The sequence below is a fragment of the Staphylococcus canis genome (assembly GCF_016238445.1).
Classification (GTDB): domain Bacteria; phylum Bacillota; class Bacilli; order Staphylococcales; family Staphylococcaceae; genus Staphylococcus; species Staphylococcus canis.
Map to the genome: position 1 here is coordinate 1 of NZ_JABANU010000011.1, position 24,129 is coordinate 24,129.

18 protein-coding genes and 1 tRNA gene are annotated in these 24,129 nt (G+C 37.4%); 8 read left to right on the top strand and 11 right to left on the bottom strand.

Annotated elements, in window-relative coordinates; genetic code table 11:
* Window positions 1–414 (bottom strand): transposase family protein (locus tag HHH54_RS05240; RefSeq protein WP_198617790.1); only part of this gene is annotated, 414 nt, incomplete at its 3' end.
* 286 nt (window positions 415–700) lie between these two features.
* On the opposite strand from HHH54_RS05240, the gene HHH54_RS05245 reads away from it, so the two are divergent.
* On the top strand, window positions 701–796 hold the full coding sequence (locus HHH54_RS05245; RefSeq protein ID WP_115341668.1) for a type I toxin-antitoxin system Fst family toxin: 96 nt from the start codon (window positions 701–703) through the stop codon (window positions 794–796).
* A gap of 406 nt (window positions 797–1,202) precedes the next feature.
* Here HHH54_RS05245 and HHH54_RS05250 read toward each other — a convergent pair.
* From HHH54_RS05250 to gltB, 3 genes are all read right to left on the bottom strand, one after another.
* A tRNA-Ser gene (locus HHH54_RS05250) sits at window positions 1,203–1,295 on the bottom strand.
* Window positions 1,296–1,352: 57 nt separating this feature from the next.
* Window positions 1,353–2,813 (bottom strand): glutamate synthase subunit beta, encoded by a 1,461-nt coding sequence (locus HHH54_RS05255; RefSeq protein ID WP_198617791.1) that lies wholly within the window; start codon window positions 2,811–2,813, stop codon window positions 1,353–1,355.
* 32 nt (window positions 2,814–2,845) lie between these two features.
* Complete coding sequence (gene gltB / locus HHH54_RS05260; protein ID WP_198617792.1) at window positions 2,846–7,321, bottom strand: glutamate synthase large subunit; 4,476 nt, start codon at window positions 7,319–7,321, stop codon at window positions 2,846–2,848.
* 119 nt (window positions 7,322–7,440) lie between these two features.
* Between gltB and gltC the strand changes: the two genes are divergently transcribed.
* From gltC to HHH54_RS05280, 4 genes are read left to right on the top strand one after another with little or no spacing between them, the layout of a single operon-like run.
* A complete protein-coding gene (gene gltC / locus HHH54_RS05265; protein ID WP_198617793.1) occupies window positions 7,441–8,319 on the top strand; it encodes a glutamate biosynthesis transcriptional regulator GltC in 879 nt (292 codons plus the stop codon).
* Window positions 8,320–8,329: 10 nt separating this feature from the next.
* Complete coding sequence (locus tag HHH54_RS05270) at window positions 8,330–9,445, top strand: YibE/F family protein (protein ID WP_198617851.1); 1,116 nt, start codon at window positions 8,330–8,332, stop codon at window positions 9,443–9,445.
* Complete coding sequence (locus tag HHH54_RS05275; RefSeq protein ID WP_198617794.1) at window positions 9,442–10,248, top strand: YibE/F family protein; 807 nt, start codon at window positions 9,442–9,444, stop codon at window positions 10,246–10,248. The genes HHH54_RS05270 and HHH54_RS05275 overlap by 4 nt, the downstream gene beginning before the upstream one ends.
* A 29-nt stretch (window positions 10,249–10,277) precedes the next feature.
* Window positions 10,278–12,542, top strand: a complete 2,265-nt coding sequence (locus tag HHH54_RS05280; RefSeq protein WP_198617795.1) for an ATP-binding cassette domain-containing protein — start codon at window positions 10,278–10,280, stop codon at window positions 12,540–12,542.
* 75 nt (window positions 12,543–12,617) lie between these two features.
* Here the strand turns inward: HHH54_RS05280 and isaB are convergent, their stop codons facing one another.
* Window positions 12,618–13,157, bottom strand: coding sequence for an immunodominant staphylococcal antigen IsaB family protein (isaB, locus tag HHH54_RS05285; RefSeq protein ID WP_198617796.1), 540 nt, complete (start codon window positions 13,155–13,157; stop codon window positions 12,618–12,620).
* A 250-nt stretch (window positions 13,158–13,407) separates the two neighbouring features.
* Between isaB and HHH54_RS05290 the strand changes: the two genes are divergently transcribed.
* Entirely contained in the window at window positions 13,408–13,680 is a 273-nt protein-coding gene (locus HHH54_RS05290; protein WP_198617797.1) for a hypothetical protein, read from the top strand.
* Window positions 13,681–13,941: 261 nt separating this feature from the next.
* Here HHH54_RS05290 and HHH54_RS05295 read toward each other — a convergent pair whose 3' ends face one another.
* The 3 genes from HHH54_RS05295 to HHH54_RS05305 form a co-directional block, all read right to left on the bottom strand.
* Window positions 13,942–14,937: a LysM peptidoglycan-binding domain-containing protein gene (locus HHH54_RS05295; protein WP_198617798.1), complete on the bottom strand. Its 996-nt coding sequence runs from the start codon at window positions 14,935–14,937 to the stop codon at window positions 13,942–13,944.
* 299 nt (window positions 14,938–15,236) lie between these two features.
* Complete coding sequence (locus HHH54_RS05300) at window positions 15,237–16,379, bottom strand: bifunctional cystathionine gamma-lyase/homocysteine desulfhydrase (RefSeq protein ID WP_198617799.1); 1,143 nt, start codon at window positions 16,377–16,379, stop codon at window positions 15,237–15,239.
* 4 nt (window positions 16,380–16,383) lie between these two features.
* Window positions 16,384–17,277 (bottom strand): PLP-dependent cysteine synthase family protein, encoded by an 894-nt coding sequence (locus tag HHH54_RS05305; protein ID WP_198617800.1) that lies wholly within the window; start codon window positions 17,275–17,277, stop codon window positions 16,384–16,386.
* 170 nt (window positions 17,278–17,447) lie between these two features.
* On the opposite strand from HHH54_RS05305, the gene HHH54_RS05310 reads away from it, so the two are divergent.
* Complete coding sequence (locus tag HHH54_RS05310) at window positions 17,448–18,761, top strand: carboxylesterase family protein (RefSeq protein WP_198617852.1); 1,314 nt, start codon at window positions 17,448–17,450, stop codon at window positions 18,759–18,761.
* Window positions 18,762–18,819: 58 nt separating this feature from the next.
* On the opposite strand, the gene HHH54_RS05315 is transcribed toward HHH54_RS05310, so the two are convergent.
* Complete coding sequence (locus HHH54_RS05315) at window positions 18,820–20,148, bottom strand: sodium-dependent transporter (protein ID WP_198617801.1); 1,329 nt, start codon at window positions 20,146–20,148, stop codon at window positions 18,820–18,822.
* Between the two features lie 184 nt (window positions 20,149–20,332).
* Here HHH54_RS05315 and HHH54_RS05320 point away from each other — a divergent pair, with 184 nt between their 5' ends.
* On the top strand, window positions 20,333–20,524 hold the full coding sequence (locus HHH54_RS05320) for a hypothetical protein (RefSeq protein ID WP_198617802.1): 192 nt from the start codon (window positions 20,333–20,335) through the stop codon (window positions 20,522–20,524).
* 49 nt (window positions 20,525–20,573) lie between these two features.
* On the opposite strand, the gene HHH54_RS05325 is transcribed toward HHH54_RS05320, so the two are convergent.
* Window positions 20,574–21,401: a pyruvate, water dikinase regulatory protein gene (locus HHH54_RS05325; protein WP_198617803.1), complete on the bottom strand. Its 828-nt coding sequence runs from the start codon at window positions 21,399–21,401 to the stop codon at window positions 20,574–20,576.
* Window positions 21,391–24,012, bottom strand: a complete 2,622-nt coding sequence (ppdK, locus tag HHH54_RS05330; RefSeq protein WP_198617804.1) for a pyruvate, phosphate dikinase — start codon at window positions 24,010–24,012, stop codon at window positions 21,391–21,393. Before ppdK ends, HHH54_RS05325 begins: the two co-directional genes overlap by 11 nt.
* Between the last annotated feature and the right edge of the window lie 117 nt (window positions 24,013–24,129).

Here is a 24,129-nt window from a genome sequence, read left to right on the forward strand (position 1 = left end):
ATACACAAAGGTCTTCAGCAATATCCTTTTTGAAATCACTTTCGAGAGCCGCTTTGTCATCATGAGTTTGACATTATTGGAAATTGTACAACGTGCATCAATATAAGGCGTTTTAGCTGTATAAGTGTGACCACACTCCTTACAGTAGAAGCGTTGCTTTTTCAGCTTAATATGAGCAGGTCTATCAAACACAAGTCCCATATATACAGTAGTTTGACGTGATCCATGCTTAATGACAGTATGATTAATATTTTTGATACCACAACACTCGCAACCTGTAGGTTCGTAGCTAACATAGCCAGTAAAAACTAAAGACGTTACCCCTTTAATGTCCTTTAATCCTAAACAACCTGTTATTTTTAAATTTTCTGCTTCAATTCCAAAGTATTCTGTTATATCATAGTTTATAGGCATGAATATCTCTCCTTAATTTGTTTGTGGGTTACTTACAATTATAGAGATATTTGTGCCGTTTTTATATTAAAAACTAAAAAATAACGGCTAGTGAATAGTTCACCAACCGTTAAAAGTATAGAGCCTTTAAATCATATTAATTTAAACATTTGTCTTTGTGTTCTAAAAATAAAATTATTCAACTTATCGAAAGTAAGCATCTGTGCTTGTACATTTTTCGATGATATAATGATAGAGTCGCCTATCTCTCGGGCGTCAATTCAGACGCAGAGAGGAGGTGTATAAAGTGATGCTTATTTTCGTTCACATCATAGCGCCAGTCATCAGTGGCTGTGCCATTGCGTTTTTTACTCATTGGCTAAGTAAACGCAATAAGAAATAGGTGACATATAGCCACACCAACAAAAATCCCCTCACTACTCGGAATAGTGGGGGGATTGGTGTATAAGTGTATACTTATTTTCGTTACCTAAATTATAACACTAGCGAATGGAGAAATGCAAAATTAGTATCTATATAGGGGCTGTATTTATGTCCCAGCCTCTATTTTTCTTATTATTACTTGTACACAATCATTGCGTAGATAGCGCAATAATATAATCACTAACGACTATAACCGTGGTGTGAACAAAAGAGTCTTAATCATATAATACTTATCTCCTATTTATGTCTATATGAACATCTAAGAAATAGGTGATTTCATTATACGAAATCTAAAAAAGCCAAATGTTTAAATCGAGTTAAACATTTGGCTTTTATATCTATTAGTCTTGGATTTTTACTTATAATGGCGGAGGAAGAGGGATTCGAACCCCCGCGGGCCGTTAAGCCCCTGTCGGTTTTCAAGACCGATCCCTTCAGCCGGACTTGGGTATTCCTCCGTGTTACGAGCACAATAAATATATTATTATAGCTCGCTCACAATGTCAACAATTTTTTTACAAAATCTTAATTTTTTTCTCGCTTAGGCACTGATGTACGCTTTGAGCTACTTCTCGTCCTTCTCGAATGGCCCAAACTACTAAACTTTGACCTCGTCTTGCATCTCCGGCTGCAAAATATTTAGGTTGATTCGTGCGATAATCTTTCGTATTCGCTGATATTTTTTGGTTTTTGAGTTCAATGCCTAATTGTTGTGTTAATGTTGATGTTACTCCTTCAAAACCGATGGCTAATAAGACAAGATCAGCTGGTATATAGATTTCATTTTCTTGTCGAATACCCGTTCCTTCATCATCTTTTTGAATTTGGGCATAAATGCCTTTAACATGTTGGTTTTCATCATAATCAAAACGCATAGTTTGGATGCTATAAGCTCGTGGATCACGTCCAAAATGTGCCTCATATTCTTGATGGGCATAGTCTTGCTTGAATATCGGTTCATCAAAAGGCCAGCTTGTGTTTATCTCAAATTGTGTTGGTTTTTGTGCACGACGATTGAATTGTACAACTGATGCACAACCATCTCGAAGTGCAGTGGCTACACAGTCAGCACCAGTATCACCATCACCAATGACAACAACATGTTTGTTTTGAGCGGAAATCATAGCTTGTTGTTTTTCACCTAATAACAGTTGTGTTTGCTCTGTTAGATAAGTCATAGCATAATGAATTCCTTTACTCATACGTCCTTCCAATTGTAAATCTCTTGGCTTTTCAGCACCGATACATAAGATAATAGCATCATATTCGGAGTCTAACGTTGCTTTATCTATATCCACTCCTACGTTCGTATTACATTGAAAAATAATACCCGCTTCCTCCATCAATCGAATACGTCGAAACACTACTGATTTGTCTAATTTCATATTGGGAATGCCATAGGTTAACAAGCCACCAGGTTTCGCATTTTTTTCATAAACCGTAACATGGTAACCGATCTCATTTAATGTTTCTGCCGCTGCTAATCCGGCTGGGCCACTGCCGATAATAGCCACTTTTTGCGATAACCGCTGTTCAGGAACCTTAACTTTAACCCAACCTTGTTCAAATGCTTCGTCTATGATAGTACGTTCAATACCTTTAATAGCTACAGAGTCACGATTGATTTTCATCACACACGATGCTTCACAAGGAGCTGGGCATACATATCCAGTAAAGTCCGGGAAGTTATTGGTTTCATCCAAACGTTCATAAGCCCGTTTAAAGTCACCACGATAGACTAAATCATTCCATTCCGGTATATAGTTCCCTAATGGACAACCGATTGTATCACGCCCAATTTGTGCTCCTGTTTGACAAAAAGGGGTCCCACAATCCATACAACGTGCTCCTTGTTGCTGTGCATCTTCATTTGTAAAACGATGTTGATAAGGATCAAAGTTTTTAATTCTAAAATCAAAAGGTGTTTCATCTAATTGACGTTTGTCATATTTCATAAAACCTTTAAATTCACCCATTGTCATTCCTCCTTATTATGATTTGCATAGCCTTATGATTGCACTTGTGTATGATCGTTAAATGCTGCTAATACTGCCGCTTCTTGAGATCCAAGTTGTGCTTGATAGTCATTGATACGTTGTCTCATCACTTTGTAATCTTTTGGAATTACTTTAATACAGTTCTGAATAGCTGTTTCAAAGTTTTCGAGTATATGACGACCTTTTAAGCTTTGCGTTGTAGCTACGTGTTGTTCAATCATTGACCGTACAATTCGTTGTTCTTCATCTGTCACATCATCAAAATCTAAAGTATTGAGCTGACACTGTGCTAGAAATGCCTCTTTTTGTGATGGGAAAATATAACATTCACCACCACTCATACCTTGTCCAAAGTTTTTACCAACGTCTCCTAATATGACGACACGTCCACCAGTCATATATTCTAGGCCGTGATCTCCTACACCTTCGACAACAACATGGGCACCACTGTTTCGAATGCAGAATCGTTCTCCTGCGCGCCCATTAATATAAGCCTCTCCCTTTGTTGCGCCGTAAAAACATACATTGCCGACAATAATTTCGGATTCACGGTCCTCATTTGGTGCGTTTACAATGATTTTTCCTCCTGACAAACCTTTACCAACATAATCATTTGCATCTCCAGTATGATGAATGGTTAACCCCTTTGGTATAAAAGCGCCAAGACTTTGGCCTGCATGACCGTTTGTCGTTAATGTAATCGAATCTTCATTTAATCCTTCTAATCCACGCATTCTTGTAATAGTGCTGCCTGTAACTACCCCAACATTTCGTTGTACATTATGAATCGTGTATGATTTAGCAAATTTTCCTTCCTTTTCAATGGCACGTCTCACTTGAGGTACAATCGTTGTTGCGTCTAGACCTTCTTCTATACCATGTTGTTGCTCAATAGTTTTGAAACGTTCTCCTTCATGACGATGTAACAATCTATCCAAATTCATCGTTTGTGCTTTAGGATGATTTTTCATTGATTGTGCCTGTTTTAGTAAATCTGTACGGCCTACCAACTCATCTACAGATCTCACTCCAAGTTGTGCCATAATTTCTCTAAGTTCTTGTGCAACAAAATGCATGTAGTTGACTACGTGTTGCGCTTTTCCAGTAAACAACTGTCTTAATTCTCCATTTTGCGTTGCGATACCGACAGGACAAGTATCTTTATGACATACGCGCATCATAACGCATCCCAATACAACTAATGGTGCTGTCGCAAATCCAAACTCTTCCGCTCCTAACATACAAGCAAAAGCAATATCACGACCTGTAAGCAGTTTCCCATCTGTTTCTAAACGTACACGTGATCTTAAGCCATTCATCATCAAAGTTTGATGCGTTTCAGCTAAACCGAGTTCCCACGGTAATCCTGCGTGTTGAATACTCGTTTTAGGCGACGCGCCTGTACCCCCATCATAGCCACTGATCACAATTTTATCTGCATAAGCTTTAGCTACGCCTGCTGCAATCGTACCCACACCAGATTTTGATACAAGTTTTACCGTAATATCTGCATGATGATTCACATTTTTTAAATCATGAATCAGTTGTGCCAAGTCTTCAATAGAATAAATATCGTGATGTGGAGGAGGTGAAATGAGACCAATCCCCGGTGTTGAGCCACGCACTTCAGCTATCCATGGATAAACTTTTCCGCCTGGCAGTTGTCCACCTTCTCCAGGCTTAGCACCTTGTGCAACTTTGATTTGAATTTCAGTTGCGTGATTTAAATAATGACTTGTGACACCAAAACGTCCAGATGCTACTTGTTTAATTGCACTATGAAAGTCTCGTCCAGAGTCATCAATATCATAACGTTCTAAAGCTTCTCCGCCTTCACCACTATTGCTTTTACCACCAATTTTATTCATAGCTTCTGCAAGCGTTTGATGTGCTTCTTGGGAAATAGAGCCATAACTCATAGCCCCTGTTTTGAAACGCTTCACAATGGCTTCAACAGGTTCCACTTCTGCAATATCAATAGCTGTTGTCTCTTCAAATTCAAATAAATCACGAATATGACTCGTTGTATGTGTATTTGCGACATCTGAAAATGCTTTAAATTGCGTATAATCATTTTCACGACACGCGTGTTGTAATAAACGAATCGTAGTTGGATTGAACGTATGATACTGGCCTTGTTGACGCCATTGAAATGTACTACCAGCATCTAATGTATCTTGATTTTTAGATTGACGCGCTTTATTTTCAGCATCAATCATTTCTAAAGTAAGGCCCGATAATTTTGAAGTCGTGCCTTCAAAATACTGTTCAATTACCGCTTCTCCAATACCAACAGCTTCAAAGATTTGTGCACCATGATAACTTTGAACTGTTGAAATCCCCATTTTAGCCATGACTTTGATTAATCCTTCTGCGAGCGTTTCATTATACGTTGTCACGTTATCATGGACGGTACCATGAAGTCGGCCTTCCTCTGTTAACTGTGCGATAGTATGTTGCGCGAGATATGGTACAACAGCATTCGCTCCATAACCAATTAAACATGCGATATGATGCACTTCACGTGTCTCACCTGAGACAGCAACAAGGCTTGTATGCATTCTCAAGTCATTACGAATTAAAAGTTGATGGATATGACTGACAGCGAGCAATATTGGCATCGCGAATTGATTGTCTGAAGTTAATACAGATTGGTCTTCTAAAACGATCACTTCAGCCCCGTCTTCAACAGCACGTAAAACGCGTTCACCTAACTGTTCTAACGCCGTAGCAAGTGACTCTGTATACCCCGTAGAAAAACGTGCACATGTTAAGGCTTTTGATTCAATGAAGTCTAACTGTTGCATCGTTAAAATCGGATGCTTTAGTTGTACACGTTTCAATGCTTGAGGACTTGGTTTTAGTAAATTTCCTTCTTTCCCAAGATACGCTAACTCGCTTGTCACAATTTTTTCTCGATAGGCATCTATAGGTGGGTTCGTAACTTCCGCAAACAATTGCTTAAAATATTGAAATAAAGATTCTGGTTCTGTACTTAATACGGCTAATGGCGCATCGTATCCCATGGCACCAATAGGGTCTTTTTGAGCGGTCACTAATTCCGTAAGATACTTATCAATTTCTTCACGTGTATAGCCAAATCTTTGTTGATACGAAAGTAATTCGGATGGAGATACTGCCGGTGCATGATATGAAACAGCTTCTAAATCTAATTTCAATGCATCTTGTGCTAACCATGATTCATATGGATGTTTCTCAGCAATTGTTGTCTTTAATTCATCATTATCAATGACTTTGTGTTGATTGAAATCAACAAGTAATAGCTTACCAGGATTGAGCTGACCCTTATAAGCAACCTCCGATTCTGGTACATCAACAACACCCACTTCAGATGAAAATATAATTTCGTTTTGTTTTGTAATGGTATATCGTCCAGGTCTTAAACCATTCCGATCAGTCAGTGCACCGAGTTTATCCCCGTCACAAAAAGAAATCATTGTTGGCCCATCCCAAGGCTCCATTAAATAGCTATAAAACTCATAAAACGCACGTACACTTGGGTGGTTGTTTGGATTATATAACCATGGCTCAGGAACTAATAACATGGCCGCTTCCTCTGGTGCCATGGCTAAGCTTAAAAATTCCATCGCATTGTCAATCATTGCAGAGTCACTACCAGATGGATTGATAATGTGTTCTATTTTATGAACATCATCAGGAAAGATGGTCTCAATTAATTGTTTTTGACGCGCTCGCATCCAGTTGGCGTTCCCTTGTATTGTATTAATTTCGCCATTATGCATTAATAAGCGATTCGGATGTGCACGTTCCCAACTTGGAAATGTATTTGTACTAAAGCGTGAATGCACCGATCCGAATTTCGAGACATAATCTTCTTGTTGAAGGTCCAGATATAAACTATAAATCTGATCTGACCTTAACCAGCCTTTATACACAATTGTTCGTCGAGATAAGCTCGCAAAGTACAATCCTAAATCATGATTATCACTGTATTGCTCCACTTGTTTACGCGCGAGGTATAAAGCGCGATCAAAATGATGTGCATTTTGATTTGTCACAAACATTTGTTGTATATTTGGCATGGTTTCAGCAACATGAGCTGCAAGACATTGTGTATCTACAGGCACATCACGGTATCCTTCAATAGTTAATCCTTCTTGAGAAAAAATAGTAGCAATTTGCGCTTCGTGTTCGGTGTCAGTAATTGCGCTATTTGAAAACAACATCCCCACTGCATAAGCGCCCTCAGTTGGTAAATCAAAATCTGTCACACGATTCAAGTATGCATATGGAATTTCTGTCATAATGCCTGCTCCATCACCTGTGATACCGTCAGCACCTATACCGCCTCTATGATCAAGGCGTCGTAACATTTCTAATGATTGCTCAACGATATGATGTGATCGTTCGTTGTTCATATTGGCATAAAAACCTATACCACATGCATCATGTTCTTCTGCTTCACGATATAACCCCAACGGATGATCTGTTAAATTTTTTGACATTTCTGACACCTCTTTCTTGTAATGTTTTCAATATATAGAATATAATTAATCTCATCAATATATATATGAGATAAAATTATTCTTATTTTGAGATGATTTAATATAAGGGAGTGACATCTATGGAGATTAAACAACTGAAATATTTTGTGGAAGTTGCTAAACGAGAGCATATTTCAGAGGCAGCACTTGAGTTAAATATCGCACAATCCGCGGTGAGTAAACATATTCATCAACTAGAACAAGAGTTACATACGGCATTATTTTATCGAAGAGGACGTAATGTATTTTTAACCCCCGAAGGTAAACGACTACTTGACGATGCTGAACGCATTCTTGAACAAATTGATTTGACTGTATCTCAATTTCAAACTCAAGCAGCCGATGAACGCCATACAATACGTATAGGCTATGCTGACGGTTCTGTGGCCCAAATTCTGCCAGCGGTATTAACAACAATTGAACAAACACTTGATGTTAATATTGTGCCTCAGATGTTAAATGATACAGAGATACCTCAAGCGCTACAGTCTCAATCCATCGATATTGCTTTAACGCCATCTACTTTAGATTCATCAGATTATCATCATACCGTATTATACGAAGAACATTATGCCGTATATGGTCACCGTGATGAGCCTATATTAAACGTTCCTAATCCACCATTACAAAGTCTTTTAAGTCACAACTTGTACGTTCACGAGCCTTTACCTACTGCGTTAAAAACATACTTACAAGACCATGCGACATCCCCTGTTTATACCATTAATCATAAACAATTCGCGCGCTTTGTTTTGCAACATGAAAAAGGGTTTGTGCTTGCACCAACTTATTTGAACTTATATAGTCAAAATGAACAATGGAAGTACGTGTTGTTATCCCATACACCACTTCAAACACGTATCCATTTAATTTATCGTAAACCACTGTCAAAACCATTAATGCAAGAGGTTATTGGTATTTTGACACGTCACTTACAACAACATACGACCTATCACTAAGGAGTTTGATATTATGTATAGACGTTATATGAAACGTCCGTGGACTTACCTCATTTTAATGAGTATCATCATCGCTATAGGATTGACGTTATTTACACGATTTAATGCAGCGTTTTATAGTACACCTATTGGCGAAGTGACCAAGGTACACCATCACCATAGTACAAAAACAACAGATGAGCATCATAATACGGATATTGCTTATAGCGATATACTAGATATTAAAGTGTTAAATACTAAACAAAAGGGACATGTCTATACTGTTGAGCATCGTTATAATGCATCAAAGTCAGAGTTTCAAGCGTATCATAAAGGTGACCAAGTCTTATTACATATTGGTAAATCTGATGCGTCGACCTATATTGTCGAAAAGAAAAGAGACACGCTTATTACTATTGTGAGCAGTGTTTTTCTGATTTTATTACTCATTGTTGGTAAAAATGTAGGACTCCAATCCATCGCATCTTTAATTGGTAATACAATTGCAGTTTTATCTGCTATTCTCATCCACCACTATCATGCACATTGGAATCTGTTTCTATTAATGGCTATTGCAGTCATTCTATCAACAACAGTTACCCTTATTTTGGTTATCGGATGGACGAAGCGCACCGTGATTACCACGTTGAGCACACTACTTGCGACGTTTATATGTATTGGTATCGCATGGGGTGTTCTGACTGTGACACATAGTCAAGGGATTAAATATGAAACTATGCCATTTCTAACGTCCCAACCTCAAACGATCTTTTTTGCTTCCATACTCATTGGCACGCTGGGGGCTGTAATGGATGTTGCGATTACGATTTCAAGTGGAATGGCTGAGATATTGCAACGCTCACCGCATATTTCAGTAAGTCGTTGGATTCAAGCAGGTCAAAATATAGGTCGAGACATTATGGGCACAATGACCAATATTTTACTCTTTTCATACTTAGCAGGAGCGTTACCTATGTTCTTAATTTTCCTTAAGAATGGAAATACACTGACGTATAGTATCTCAATGAATTGGTCTTTAGAAATTGCACGTGCCATCACTGGTGGTATCGGTATTGCGTTAACGATTCCTATCACCATCGCATTTATGCAAGTTTGGCATAAATGGAAAGGAGTGCACTTATCATGAACACGATTATCATTTTAGGATTAATCCTATTCATTCTAATGATGATGTTTGGCGGGAAAACTGGACTCATCTCTTTTGTCACACTATTTCTCAATATCGCATGCTTAATTGTGGCATTAATCTGTATCGCATGGGGATTTTCAATTTATATTGTGACATTTATATTTTGCATCGTTATCGCGTCTTTAAACCTCTTTGTTCTCAATCAATTTAACGTAAAAACGATTGCAGCTTTTATTTCAAGTATTGGAACCACATTATTGATGTTAGGCAGTATTTATAGCTCTGTACATCTGGGACATCTTCAAGGGTTTACAACTGAAGAACAAGATGAAACTTATGTTTTTTCCTTAAATATTGGTATCGATATGGAGCAATTTATGATTTTTACTGTTATTCTTGCGGTTATCGCAGCGGTTATCGATTTAACTATCACGATTAGCTCACCTATGTACGAATTACATCAAACTAACCCTACCTTATCTCAACGCGAACTATTTCAATCTGGCATGCGAATTGGACGAGAAATCCTTGCAACGTCGGCTAACACAATTTATCTTGCGTTGTTAGGTGGTGGACTGACGTTAGTCATTTGGTTCTTCAATTTGCATTACAGTTTCGGCCACCTCATCAATTCAAAACTGTTTGCACAAGAGTGGATAACAATCCTTCTCGGTGGTATCTCAGTAGCAATTTCGATTCCTATCACAGCTATAGTGACTGCATGGCTCATTAAACATATGGATCATCTCCCATTGCAGCATTCTGATGATACCCACAGTGCATCGTCGCATGTGGAATAGGGTAAAAGATAGCATTGGAGGTATCAAAAATGGCTCATATCAAAATAAAAGGTGCACGTCAAAACAATTTAAAAAATGTGAACGTTTCAATTCCTAAATATCAATTGACTGTTGTTACTGGCCGTTCAGGTTCTGGAAAGTCTTCTCTTGTGTTCAATACTATTGCTGCGGAGTCTGAACGGTTACTCAACGAAACATATTCTAGTTACATTCAACATCAATTGACGCAATATGAAAAACCAGATGTAGATGCAATTGAAAACTTGCCAGTTGCTATGGTCATTAACCAAAAGCGATTAGGCGGCAACTCAAGATCTACAGTTGGGACAATTTCAGATATTTATGCTTCTGTTCGTCTGTTATGGTCACGTATCGGAGAACCATTTGTAGGATACTCGGACGTCTTTTCATTTAATAACCCTAATGGGATGTGTGAGACGTGCCAAGGTTTAGGTTATGTAGAAGATATTGATTTAAATGAATTAATTCACTTCGATCGATCTCTTAATGAAGGTGCGATTAACTTCCCATCTTTCAAGCCAGATAGTTGGAGAGGCAAGCGCTATCGCTATTCTGGGTTATTTGATAATGATAAAAAGCTTAAAGATTATACTCAAGAAGAACTAGATACATTCTTATATACTGAACCTACAAAATTAAAAAATCCCCCTTCAAATTGGCCTAAAACAGCAAAATTTGAAGGTCTTATCCATCGTTTTCGCCGTTCTTTCTTACTGAATGATAATTTCGAGAAAAAACGCTTTTTGAAAGATGTGGAACGTGTTGTGACCAAACAACAATGTCCAACATGTCATGGTCAACGTTTAAATCAAAAGGTATTAAGTTGTCGAATTAATGGACTCAACATTGCAGATTTCACTGCACTAACCATCGAAGAAACCATTCCTTTTTTAGAGAAAATTGACAGTGATAAAGCTCGCACGATTATTGAACCTTTATTACAACAGTTAAAAGCTTTAAATCACATCGGCCTTAATTACTTAACATTAGGTCGTGAAACTACCACATTATCTGGTGGGGAGTCTCAACGTATTAAACTCATCCGTCATCTGAATAGTCCTTTGACAGATTTGGTTTATATTATTGATGAACCGAGTGTTGGATTGCACCCAGAAGATATTGAAAAAATCAATGATATTATGTTAAGCATACGTGATAAAGGCAACAGTGTCATCATTGTTGAACATGATCCTGACGTTATCAAAATCGCGGATCATATTATTGATATCGGTCCAAAAGCAGGACAAAATGGTGGACATGCTGTATTCGAAGGAACTTACGACGCTCTGCTTCAGTCTGATACAGACACAGGTCGCGCACTGCTTCGCCATCATCATTTAAAAACGACTCAATCCGAGGATTATCAAGATTGGTATCATCTTGACTCAATTACACGTCACAATTTAAAAAATGTATCCACAACTATTCCTAAAAATGCTTTAACTGTTGTAACAGGAGTGGCAGGTTCGGGGAAAAGTTCATTAATACAGGCAGGATTCGAACATCATCCGGATGCCATTTTTATCGATCAAAAACCGATTCATGCATCTAATCGTTCCAATTTACTGACTTATATGGATATTTTTGATCATGTCCGAACTTTTTTCAGCGAAGCAACTGGATTAAAGAAAAGTCTATTCAGTTATAATTCAGAAGGCGCTTGTCCTAATTGTAATGGTAAAGGTGTCATCAAAACAGAGCTTGCCTTTATGCCAGATTTCTCTCAAGTATGCGAAGTATGTCACGGGACGCGATATAAACCAGAAGTCTTAGAAGCAACTGTTAATGGTCAGTCCATTGCAGATGTGCTTGCTCTAACAGTAGATGAAGGGATCACACTTTTTAAAAATCATGAAAAAATTTATACGCCACTTGAAGCTTTACAGTCTACCGGACTTGGTTACATGACTTTAGGACAATCTTTAGACACTTTATCTGGCGGAGAAATTCAGCGCGTCAAACTCAGTCGCTATCTTACAGAATCCGTAACAGGTAAAATATTTATTTTTGATGAACCTACTACTGGATTACACGAAGACGATATCCCAATATTAGAAGGACGATTTAACGCTTTAATCGAAGCGCAGAATACGGTCATTCTCATCGAACATAACTTAACGATGATGACTCAAGCTGATTGGTTCATTGATGTCGGTCCGTACGCGGGAACACAAGGTGGACAAATACTATTTAGCGGTCCCCCACATCGCATCTTTGAGGTCGAAAATTCTGTAACAGCAGCGCACCTTAAAACGTACATTCAACCAGAGTAATGCTTAAATGACTGTAATGCGAAAAAAGCGGCGAAGTGAATGCATAGCAGGCATTCCTTCACCGCTTATTTGATATTATGCATTTTGAGGTGATGATACTGCTTTTTTACCTAATGCTTTAGATTTAATAACAATTGAGTTACCGCGATAAAAAGCGACATATGTTGAGTCTGTTTCATATATTTCGCCTAATTTTACATGTTTTGCCATATCTTGACTACTATTTTGAACCTTATCTACAAGTAATGTTAAATCGACTAATTTTCCATCTTTAATACCAATGATAATATCATTTTTCTCATAGTATTTGATGCCTTTTTCATGATAATACTGCTTCATATCTTTACCTAATGCTTTTTGAACATCTTGAAATGTAGACTCGCCCACTTTAAGACCCTCATATTTAAAATTGCCGTGTTTTAGCGCATTGTAAAATGTTGGATCTTTTAAGGCATCGTTATTTTTGTAGTTAAATACACCTTCATATGTGTAGTAAGGTTGTTGTGTTTGTGTCGCAGCTTGTGCATATTCTGCATTTGGTACGGCTGTTGTTGCACCTAATAACATCGTTGCTGACAAACTTGAAGCTAACATAATTTTTGTCAATTTTTTCATTTAACCACTCCTTAAGCTTATTTTATTATTTATTATTATTATAGAATTTGTAGCAAATTAACACAAAATTTATACAAGTTAACAACTTAATCATAGCAAAAAACCACTCTATTTTCATCTATGAACAATCATCATTAAGTCTCATATTCCTATCCTTCTAAAGTCCTAGTCTAAAGTCGTCTAATAGGACAGATACTGTAAAAGTGTTATACTAAGGTCAGTATGATTTTAAGTTTAAGGAGCGATTCAAATGACGAATAAGTCGAATAAAGGTTTAAGTTTAGTATCATTACTTTTATCTGGTACTTCAATCACGCTTGATGTTTATAATGAATTTGTTTACCGTTCAAAGCATCGTAAATTAAGCTATATCTCTATTGCGATTGGATTAATCGATGTTGCTTTAGACACTTATCTTGCATTTAAGTCTAAAAGCAAACTTGTAAGAACATGGTCTCTGATTTCACTAGGCCGTCAAATTGTATCATCTGTTCAAAAAATTAAATTCTTACAATCACGCTAAAACATATATTGAAATAGGGTAAAGCGTATCATACCCCATATCAATACATGTAATCAAGAATCCTCAACTTAAGATTTTAAAAGAACCACTTCACTATGTTATCACTTTTGAAGCAACACTGCTTCCATAAGTATACATATGTAAGTGGTTCTTATTTATGCATATTTTCAATAATCCTCTGCATTCAAGCTTTGTTTCTATGTAAATACACAGTATGAGTATGGAGTTATTACTGTGTTACACATGTGTGCTCAGCATATGTTAATGAATATACTTAAATTGCGTTGCTTGATAGCTCGGAATCGTGCGATATGTGGCAATGCCTGGCCCTGCACTATAATTCATTTCAGAAACTAAAATACTGCCATCACTATTAATACGCTCTACAAACGCGACATGTCCAAAATAGCCCATATCAGATTGTAAAATAGCGCCTACTGTTGGAGTGTAATCAATCGTATAGCCGTCACGTAATGCATTATCATCCCAAGCATTCGCGTGCCACCAATATGTACTAATGCCTTTCCCCATTGCTTGACGTCTATTAAATACATGCCATGTACATTGACCCCAATCATAATAGTTCGCATGATTAAAAACAGGAGTATAATAACCATTGGTAATCGTATTATTCAACTGACTACTTTGGTTTGTTCCCCCGTATGAAGTACCGCTCACTTTCAACTGCTGACCCGGATAAATGAGAAATGAGTTTAATCCATTTAACTGCATAATGTTTTGGTATGTTGTTCCGTAACGCGCAGCAATAGCAGATAAGGAATCTCCTGATCTTACAGTGTAATAACGTGTGCCACCTGTATTAACTTGTGGTGTACTTGTAGAAGGTGTCGACGCAGCACTTCCACTCACCTTTAGTTGTTGACCTGGATAAATAATAAAGTTAGACAATCCATTTAACTGCATAATATTTTGATACGTTGTTTCATAACGCGCGGCAATTTGTGATAACGTATCCCCACTTTGTACAGTGTAAACACTAGATGCTTGACTTATAGTATTTGAACGGTTTGCTTGACCTTGACCCGGAATCGTTAATACTTGATTTGGGAAAATAAGGTTAGATGTGAGATTATTTGCCCCTTTTAATTGACTGATTGAAATTTGGTATTGATTGGCAATTGACCACAAAGAATCACCCGCTTTAACACGATACGATGTTGCAGCATCAGCATCGATAGAAGCTAATGTCGCTAATGCCGACGTGCCAATAATCGCTGTCATCATTTTCTTTTGCACAGAATCTTCCTCCTTGATAAATTGCATGATATTCTACAATTTATTATACACCGTGTCTCAGATTATAAATATATCTGTTATATAACATTATGATTACAAATAACGATATTAAATTTTCATATCATAAAAAATATTATGTGTTGAATTAATAAACGAATCATATATTGCACGTTAATAAGAATCATTTAAACGCTTATTAAAAGTACTATATACAAAAAACTAGAGCACTAGCCAAAGTATTTACGACAAAAAGCCGCGTCACTTTGACTAATGCTCTAGTGCTGAATGGATTTATTAACTTATAGCGTGTCTAATGCTTGTTTTAAATCTGCTACGATATCTTCTGTATCTTCAATACCTAAAGATAGCCGCACTAAACCGTCTGCTATACCTTCTTTTGCGCGAACATCAGCTGGAATAGAAGCGTGTGTCATTAAACTTGGTACTGAAATCAAGCTTTCTACCGCACCTAAACTTTCAGCTAACGTAAAGTATTTCGTTTGTTGCACGAGATGTTTTGCTTTTTCAACATCTGCTACTTCAAAGGATACAATACCTGGTACACCTTGCGCTTGAGCTTGGTGTACGTCATAGTTTACATGTGACGATTGGCTTGGATGATATACGCGAACCACATTATCATGTTCATTCAACATTTCAACAATTGCGATGGCATTGCGTTGAATTTGGTCTAAACGTAATCCTAGCGTTTTAATACCACGTACAAGAAGATAACTGTCTTGAGGACCAAGTACGCCACCTGTCGAGTTTTGAATGAATCCAATTTGTTCTGCAAGTGCATCATCATTTAATGCGATAAGTCCTGCTACAACGTCACTGTGTCCACCAAGATATTTTGTTCCAGAATGCACAACAATGTCCGCACCAAGTGTTAATGGTGTTTGGAAATATGGTGTCATAAAGGTATTGTCCACCACTGAAATTAAATCATGTTTTTTCGCAATCTCGCTCACCGCTTTAATATCTGTAATACGTAGAAGCGGATTAGATGGTGTCTCGATAAAGATCATTTTTGTATTATCAGTAATTTTCGCTTCAATATTTTGAATATCTGTTGTGTTCACAAAGTCAAAAACAATGCCGTAACGTGTAAATACTTTCGTCATTGCACGGTATGTACCACCGTATACATCTGACCCAACAATGATATGATCTCCTTGATCTAATAACATGACAATTGCACTAACTGCAGCCATACCTGAGCCAAATGCAAAACCGTGTTGCCCTTCTTCTAAATCCGCAATTAACGATTCTAATGCTGTACGTGTTGGGTTTTTTGTTCTTGAATATTCATAGCCTAAACGTAAATCTCCAATTGCATCTTGTTCATATGTACTTGTTTGATAAATAGGTGTAGTAACTGCACCTGTATACGGGTCTGTTGTGTGTCCACCATGAACCATTTGTGTTTTTTTCTTCATCATTTTATCCTCCATATTCAAAAATCTTTTTAGACATGTAACGATCACTGCTATCTGGGAAAACGACAACAATTTTTCCGGATTCAATACGCTTGGCTTCTCGCAAAGCACCTTCTAATGCTGCGCCAGAAGAACTTCCAACTAGAATACCTTCATGTTTCGCAATATCTTTAACGTGCTGAAATGCAACCTCATCCGAAACGACTTCAATCTTATCAATCCAAACTTTATTTAAAAAGCGTGGCCATTCTTCAACACCGATACCTTCAGTGTCGTGACTTCCCTTTTCTTGACCACTGAGTATGGACCCAGTCGGTTCAACAACAATACATTTTATCTGTTGTTGAGTTAATACTTCTGATACACCTGAAAAAGTACCGCCAGAACCTGCACCTGCTACAAAATGCGTCACCTCAGGAACCTCTTCTAAAATTTCCTGAGCGAGTGTTTTTTGATATGCAGCTGGATTGTCATTGGTTTCAAACTGATTCGTATAAAAGGCACGATGTTCATCGGCGTAACGTTGAGCCGCTTGACGTGCACCGAGCATTCCTTCTGTTTTCGGGGTGCGATATATTTTTGCACCGAAAGCACGCATAATCCCAATTTTCTCTTCTGAAAAGCCTTCTGGTGCGAATATTGTACATTGTAAACCATAATGATTCGCTACAAGGGCTAATCCAATTCCCGTATTACCTGCCGTTGCTTCGACAATTGTATCGCCTTCTTCGAGCGCTCCTGATGCCAAAGCTTTCTCAATAATATATTTTGCCAACCTATCTTTGACACTCCCACCAGGGTTATACATTTCAAGCTTGGCATAGATCTGAATATTGTCATCACTGTAATGTTCTAATAAAACAAGGGGTGTATGACCAATTAAATCGAAGTTCTTCAACAGTGATCCTCCTGTCTAATTATAAAACTTAGTATATCAATAAGAATTATAAGTTAAAAAACACGTCCTTGCAATATCCCTGTATCAAATGCGTTACTATAACTTTCCTATATACACCTCTCAATATCAGTTATAATAGAGCATAACAATGGGAGAAAGGTGTGAAAAGTATGTGTCGTGTTCAAACAAAATTAGGTTTTATTAAAGGTCAACGTTATGAAGGATATGAAGTTTTTAAAGGGGTACCCTACGCAAAACCACCGATTGGATCACTACGATTTAAACATGCAGAACCCGTTGAGCCATGGCAAGGAGAGTGGGATGCTACAACATGGGGAAGTGTGCCCGTGCAACCTCCTAACTCACTTGAAGATTTTTTTGCAGTGGCTCACCATACCTTTACGCAGTCTGAAGATTGTTTGTATTTAAATATTTGGCGTCCTCAACGAAAAGTCAAACATCCATTACCTGTCATTATCTACTTTTATGGTGGTAGTTTTTTAAATGGGCACGGGAGCCAAGATGTATATCACCCTCACGAAATTGTAAAACAAGAAGATGTAATTGTTGTTACTTTCAACTATCGCTTAGGTGCTTTTGGCTTTCTAGACTGGTCAACAATAAATGCTGACTGGGATAAAAATAATGGATTATCCGACCAAATTTGTGCAATCCAATGGGTCGCTCAGAATATTGAGGCATTTGGTGGCAATCCAAATCATATTTCATTAATGGGTCAATCCGCCGGGGCTATGAGTATCGAAGTGTTGTTACGTTTACCTGATGTACGTCCTTATATTCAAAATGCTGTCTTATTAAGTGGTATTTTGCATATAGATACGTTAGAGGATGGCGTGCGTAAGGCACATGAATTTTCAGAACTTCGAGCACAATATTTCAAAGATCAAAGTTTTGAAACATTATCACAAGAGGATATTCTTAAGCTTATGGACAAACTTCAAGCACAACACGGCCCATCTAAAGGGCTAGAACTACTCTATCAACCAATTGAAACTGAGGCGATGGATGCTGATTATCAACACGTTCAAGTTCCTATACTCTTTAGTATGACAGAAGCAGAAGGAGATATTTATATTGCGAGTGAAGAGAAGCGGTTACCAATCGATCAATTTCAAGCTGTAGTTGAGCGTGGTGGACTTGAAGTTCCAGATAGAAATGAGATTCAAACTGCGCAACAACAACGTGACTATATTACAGAACATCACTTTAAACGTCCATATCAACAACTATTAGCCGAACTCTCAAAACATACAACCGTTTGGCCATATACATTTAATTGGTCACATCCTTCACATCCAGCTTATGCTTCACCTTATCATATATTAGATGTCATTTTTTGGATGGGCCGCCTAGATATCCTAGAAGCAAATGGTGCAACAGTATCTGATAAAGAACGACAACTCAGTCGCCATATGATTCATCAATTATGTCAGTTTGTAAAGACAGGCCAACTAGAATCATAAAAAATAGGCGTAATCGTCATCATTTCATAATAACGGTTACGCCTTTTAAGTTACGTTCTTAGATAAGTTGCAAAACAAAAACGAGTAATATAATCAATGGTAACACATACTTAACAAGCACGTACCATGGATAAAATAATTTGAATCGGTCCGCACCAAAACCTTGTTTAAGTTGTTGTCGATCTAACAATTGTCCAACCACCAAAGTCGTTGCTAATGCGCCAAGTGGCATTAAAATATTCGATACTAAGTAGTCCATATTATCAAAAATCGTACCTGCCCCAAACGTAAAGTGACTTAAAGCACTAAACGATAACATGGCTGGGACACTAATGATAAACACTGCAATACTCACCCATATCGATACTTTTAAGCGTTTTGAATTATCATTTTGCGTCAAATTAGAAACATTAAGTTCTAATAATGAGATGGATGAGGTTAAAGCAGCGAATAAGAATAAAATTAAAAATATCACATAAAATAATGTTCCAAACTGCATTTTCTCAAACACTAAAGGCAACACTTTAAACAGCAATCCAGGACCTTCTTGAGGTTGATATCCAAATGCTTTGAGTGCTGGGAAAATTGCAAGTCCTGCAAGAATAGAAATAAAAATATTCATAATGACAATCGTTAATGCTGATGATTTAATAGTCATTGCTTTAGGTGCATAACTCGCATACGTAATCATCCCTGTGGTTCCTAAAGATAAAGCAAAAAATGATTGTCCTAACGCAAATAGCATAGACTCCATAGTAATCTCTGAAATTCGAGGTTCTAATAAATATTTAACCCCTTCCATTGCACCTTCAAGCGATAAAGCTTTACCTACAACTACTAATAAAAAGATAAATAATAACGGAATCATCACTTTTGATGCTTTTTCTAGTCCTTTTTCTACACCAAGCATCACGATTGCACAAGTGATACTAATGAAAATAAATTGTCCTAAAACAGTATAAACTGGGTTGCTAATAATAGATTCAAAATGGATGTCACTTAAACTTTGAGGGAGCACATGTAGCAATTGCATCAATACGATACTAATATAAATAATAATCCATCCGCCGATTACGCTATAAAACCCAAACAATACAAAAACAGCAATATTACCGTTCCACCCGATAATATTCAGCCACTTACGATTCGTGAGTTTTCCATATATTTCTGTCGTATATGTACGTCCTATTTTCCCTACAGTAAACTCCATTACTAATAAAGGGAGGCCAATTAAAATCGTGAAGATTAAAAACATTAATAAAAACGCACCACCGCCATATAAACCCGCCATATAAGGGAATTTCCACATTGCCCCTAGTCCAATAGCAGATCCAGCACTTGCCAGAATAAATCCGGTTGACGTTTTCCATTGTGATTGCTTCGACACAGTCACACCTCCGTTACACTTTAAAGCGATAAAGTATTTTCGCTCAATTGTGGTTAATATACCATAATATAAACACCTTCGCAATAGCATATATACTTTTAATGTAAAAAGGGAATAATGTATTTACATATTGCATGTTGGAGTGGTTTTGGTATGATTAAAGTGAACAAAGAGGTGAATAAAAATGACTCAAAAAGCAAAGGAAATTGTATATCTTATCGTAATCATTTTGAGCACGTTATGCGCATTGTCTTCTGTGTTATTTCAACTTAGTCCTAGCTTCACAGCGACTGTAACATTTATTTCAGTTGTAGTTTTTGCAGTACTATATTTCCTAGTCCCAACTACAAATAATCGTGGACGTCGAATTAAATAGCTGTTATGACAAAAGCCTGATGTGTCACGTTGCACATCAGGCTTTATTTTTAATGATATTTCGGTAAAAATTTCTCGATATAAAAGGCCGATTCTTCAATAGAGCGATATTCAGTGTTAATCACTGTAGCATTTAATTTTTTAAATACCTCTTCCGCATAAGCAAGTTCTTTTTTGATGCGCGCTAAGTCATTGTAATTCGCTCGTCCTGTAATCCCTAACGTTTTCACACGCTCAGTTCGGATGTTCATAATATATTGAGGACTTGCTGTCAGTCCGAATACTTTCAAGTTCGGATGTTGATACACAGACTCAGGAATGTCTACTTCTGGAACAAGCGGTATATTCGCTATTTTATATCCTTTATTCGCTAAATACATACTAAGCGGTGTTTTCGAAGTACGTGACACCCCAACAATTAAAGCATCCGCTTCTCCAATATCTGTAAAATGCTTACCATCATCATATTTTACTGAGTATTCTATCGCTTCAATACGTCTAAAATACTCCTCATCCAACTTACGAATCATACCTGTTTCTTCAGTTGGTGTGATGCCAGATTTCTCTTCTACGATAGACATAAGTGGCGACATATAATCTACATATTGAATCCCATGTTCTTTAGCATAGGCTTGACCTGCAAGTTGATACGTTTTTAAAGCAAGTGTCGTAACCACTATTGCCTCACGTGCTTTCGCTAAATCGAGAACTTGAATTAATTCTGATTTATCCTTAATAAATGAGAATTTCTTTACTTCCACTTGTTCAAGATCTGGAAATTGACTCATCACCGCATGCACCATACGTTGTGCTGTTTCCCCTAATGAGTCTGATACGATGAAAATACTTAATTGACGTTCTGCCACATTATCTCCCACTTTCCACTTCACTTTGTGCAGTCGCTAAAATTGCGCCTGGTACTCTAAATGGTGAACAAGATACATAGTCAATGTCAAGTCCATTAAAGAAGTGGATAGATTTTGGATCGCCACCTAACTCACCACATACACCAATTTTAAGTGATGTGTTTTGTGCTTTAGCTTGCTCAACAGCCATACGTATTAATGCGCCAACACCATCAACATCAATCGTTTGGAACGGATCGATTGGTAATATCTCTTGATTGATATAGTCATTAATAAATTTACCCGCATCATCACGTGAAAAGCCATATGTGAGTTGTGTTAAATCGTTTGTACCGAAACTAAAGAAGTCACACACTTTAGCTAATTGACCAGCAATCATACATGCACGCGGTGTTTCAATCATTGTTCCGATAAGATGTGGCAGTTTCCCATGTTGTGATTCTAATTCTGTTATCGTGTCTGTAATTTGTGATTTTAAAATATTAAACTCTTCCACTGTTGATACAAGTGGTATCATAATTTCAGGCTGACATGTGATACCTTCTTGTTTGAGACGTGCCACACTACCCATCATGGCTTCTGTTTGCATCACATATAATTCTGGATACGTAATTGCAAGACGACAACCGCGGTGGCCTAACATTGGGTTAGTCTCATGTAATTCGTCCATGCGTTGCTTCAATTCTCTCTCAGAAATTGATAATTGTTGCGCAACACTCGTCATCTCTTCAGCAGATCGCGGTAAAAACTCATGAAGCGGTGGATCTAATAAACGCACAATCGTTGGACGTTCACCTGATAAACGGAAGATTTGTTCGAAGTCTTCTGTTTGGTTTTCACGAATTTTATTTAAAGCTTCGATACGTGTTGCATCGTCACTCGATAAGATGAAACGTCGCATTTCAACGAGACGTTCTGCACCAAAGAACATATGCTCAGTACGTACAAGTCCAATCCCTTTTGCATTAAATTGATAGCCCATTTCAATATCTGACTTTGTTTCTGCATTCATGCGTACATTTAAACGTGCAATCTCTTCTGACCATTGCATTAGTTGATCAAACGATGGACTGTGCTCTGCGTTAGTCGTTGCGATCTCGCCAAGATAAATATCTCCTTTCGCACCATCGACTGAAATCATATCATTTTCGTTTAATGTTTTGCCTTGGTATGTCACCGTTTTCGCAGTTGTATTGATTTCAAGATCAGAACATCCTGTTACACAACATTTACCCATACCACGTGCAACAACTGCCGCATGCGATGTCATACCTCCATGAGTCGTGACGATCGCTTCACTCGCAATCATCCCTTCAATATCTTCAGGAGACGTTTCCGGACGCATTAAAATAACTTTTTCGCCACTTTCTGCACGTAACTTGGCCGTTTCCGCTGAGAAGACAATATGTCCTGTAGCTGCACCTGGACTTGCAGGTAAACCTGCTTTTGAAATCACTTCTGCTGCTTCAAGTGCTTCTGGTTTGAATGTAGGATGTAATAACGTATCAATCGATTTAACATCGACTTTAGTAATGGCTTCTGCTTTGGTTAAGATACCCTCTTCAACCAAATCAACCGCGATATTAATTGCCGCTTTAGCTGTGCGTTTACCGTTACGGGTTTGTAATAAATATAACTTACCATTTTCAATAGTGAATTCAATATCTTGCATATCTTTATAATGTGTCTCAAGTCGTTTGGATACATCTACAAATTCTTGATGCACGTGAGGCATTTGATCTTTTAACGTTGAAATATCTTGCGGTGTACGAATCCCTGCTACAACGTCTTCCCCTTGCGCATTCAGTAAATACTCACCAAATAATTTATTTTCACCTGTACCCGGATCACGTGTGAACGCAACACCTGTACCACTATTTGAACCACTATTACCAAACACCATTTCTTGAACATTTACAGCAGTTCCAATTGTATGTGGGATATCATTGAGATCACGATATACACGTGCACGATCGTTATCCCACGATTTAAATACGGCTTCTACCGCTTCAAGCAATTGCTTTTGAGGATCTTGTGGGAATGGTTTACGCACTTCTTCAAGATAAATCGTTTTATAATGCTCACAAATGTCTTGAAGCCCTTCCGCTGAAATATCTGCGTCATTCGTATAATTGTGTTCTTGTTTAAACGTATTAAAGTATGTATCAAATGCAGTCATTGGAATACCATATACGACTTCACCGAACATTTGTAATAAACGACGGTAACAATCATAAGCAAAACGTGCATCGCCTGTTTTTTCAGCAAGCTTTTTCACGTTATCATCATTTAATCCTAGGTTTAAAATAGTATCCATCATACCCGGCATAGAGATTTTAGCACCACTACGTACAGATACTAATAACAACTGCTCGTCTGAAGAAAAAGCTTTTCCTGTACGTAACGAAAATGCTTCTAATTGATCAGCAAGTTGTTGAACTACTTCATCTGATAATGTTTCACCTTGTTTTAAATAATTAATACACGCTTCTGTAGTAATGGTAAAGCCATCTGGAACAGGTAGGCTTAAGCGTTTCATTTCAGATAAGTTAGCCCCTTTCCCTCCAAGTAAATCTTTCATATCTTTTTGACCTTCATCAAAAGCATACACATATTTAGTCATTTTTAACACCTCATATTTATTATGTCATACTATTTATAAAAAGTATGTCACATTGAATCTAAAATGACAATCAAAAACATGTAAAAATATAAATATTTAATAGATTTAATTGTTGAA

What these genes read in the sequence shown, in the direction of transcription:
- HHH54_RS05300 (WP_198617799.1), bottom strand. Translation starts at nt 16,379, where the DNA reads ATGAAGAAAAAAACACAAATGGTTCATGGTGGACACACAACAGACCCG.
- HHH54_RS05275 (WP_198617794.1), top strand. Translation starts at nt 9,442, where the DNA reads ATGAACACGATTATCATTTTAGGATTAATCCTATTCATTCTAATGATG.
- gltB (WP_198617792.1), bottom strand. Translation starts at nt 7,321, where the DNA reads ATGTCAAAAAATTTAACAGATCATCCGTTGGGGTTATATCGTGAAGCA.
- HHH54_RS05310 (WP_198617852.1), top strand. Translation starts at nt 17,448, where the DNA reads ATGTGTCGTGTTCAAACAAAATTAGGTTTTATTAAAGGTCAACGTTAT.
- HHH54_RS05320 (WP_198617802.1), top strand. Translation starts at nt 20,333, where the DNA reads ATGACTCAAAAAGCAAAGGAAATTGTATATCTTATCGTAATCATTTTG.
- HHH54_RS05280 (WP_198617795.1), top strand. Translation starts at nt 10,278, where the DNA reads ATGGCTCATATCAAAATAAAAGGTGCACGTCAAAACAATTTAAAAAAT.
- HHH54_RS05290 (WP_198617797.1), top strand. Translation starts at nt 13,408, where the DNA reads ATGACGAATAAGTCGAATAAAGGTTTAAGTTTAGTATCATTACTTTTA.
- isaB (WP_198617796.1), bottom strand. Translation starts at nt 13,157, where the DNA reads ATGAAAAAATTGACAAAAATTATGTTAGCTTCAAGTTTGTCAGCAACG.
- HHH54_RS05255 (WP_198617791.1), bottom strand. Translation starts at nt 2,813, where the DNA reads ATGGGTGAATTTAAAGGTTTTATGAAATATGACAAACGTCAATTAGAT.
- ppdK (WP_198617804.1), bottom strand. Translation starts at nt 24,012, where the DNA reads ATGACTAAATATGTGTATGCTTTTGATGAAGGTCAAAAAGATATGAAA.
- gltC (WP_198617793.1), top strand. Translation starts at nt 7,441, where the DNA reads ATGGAGATTAAACAACTGAAATATTTTGTGGAAGTTGCTAAACGAGAG.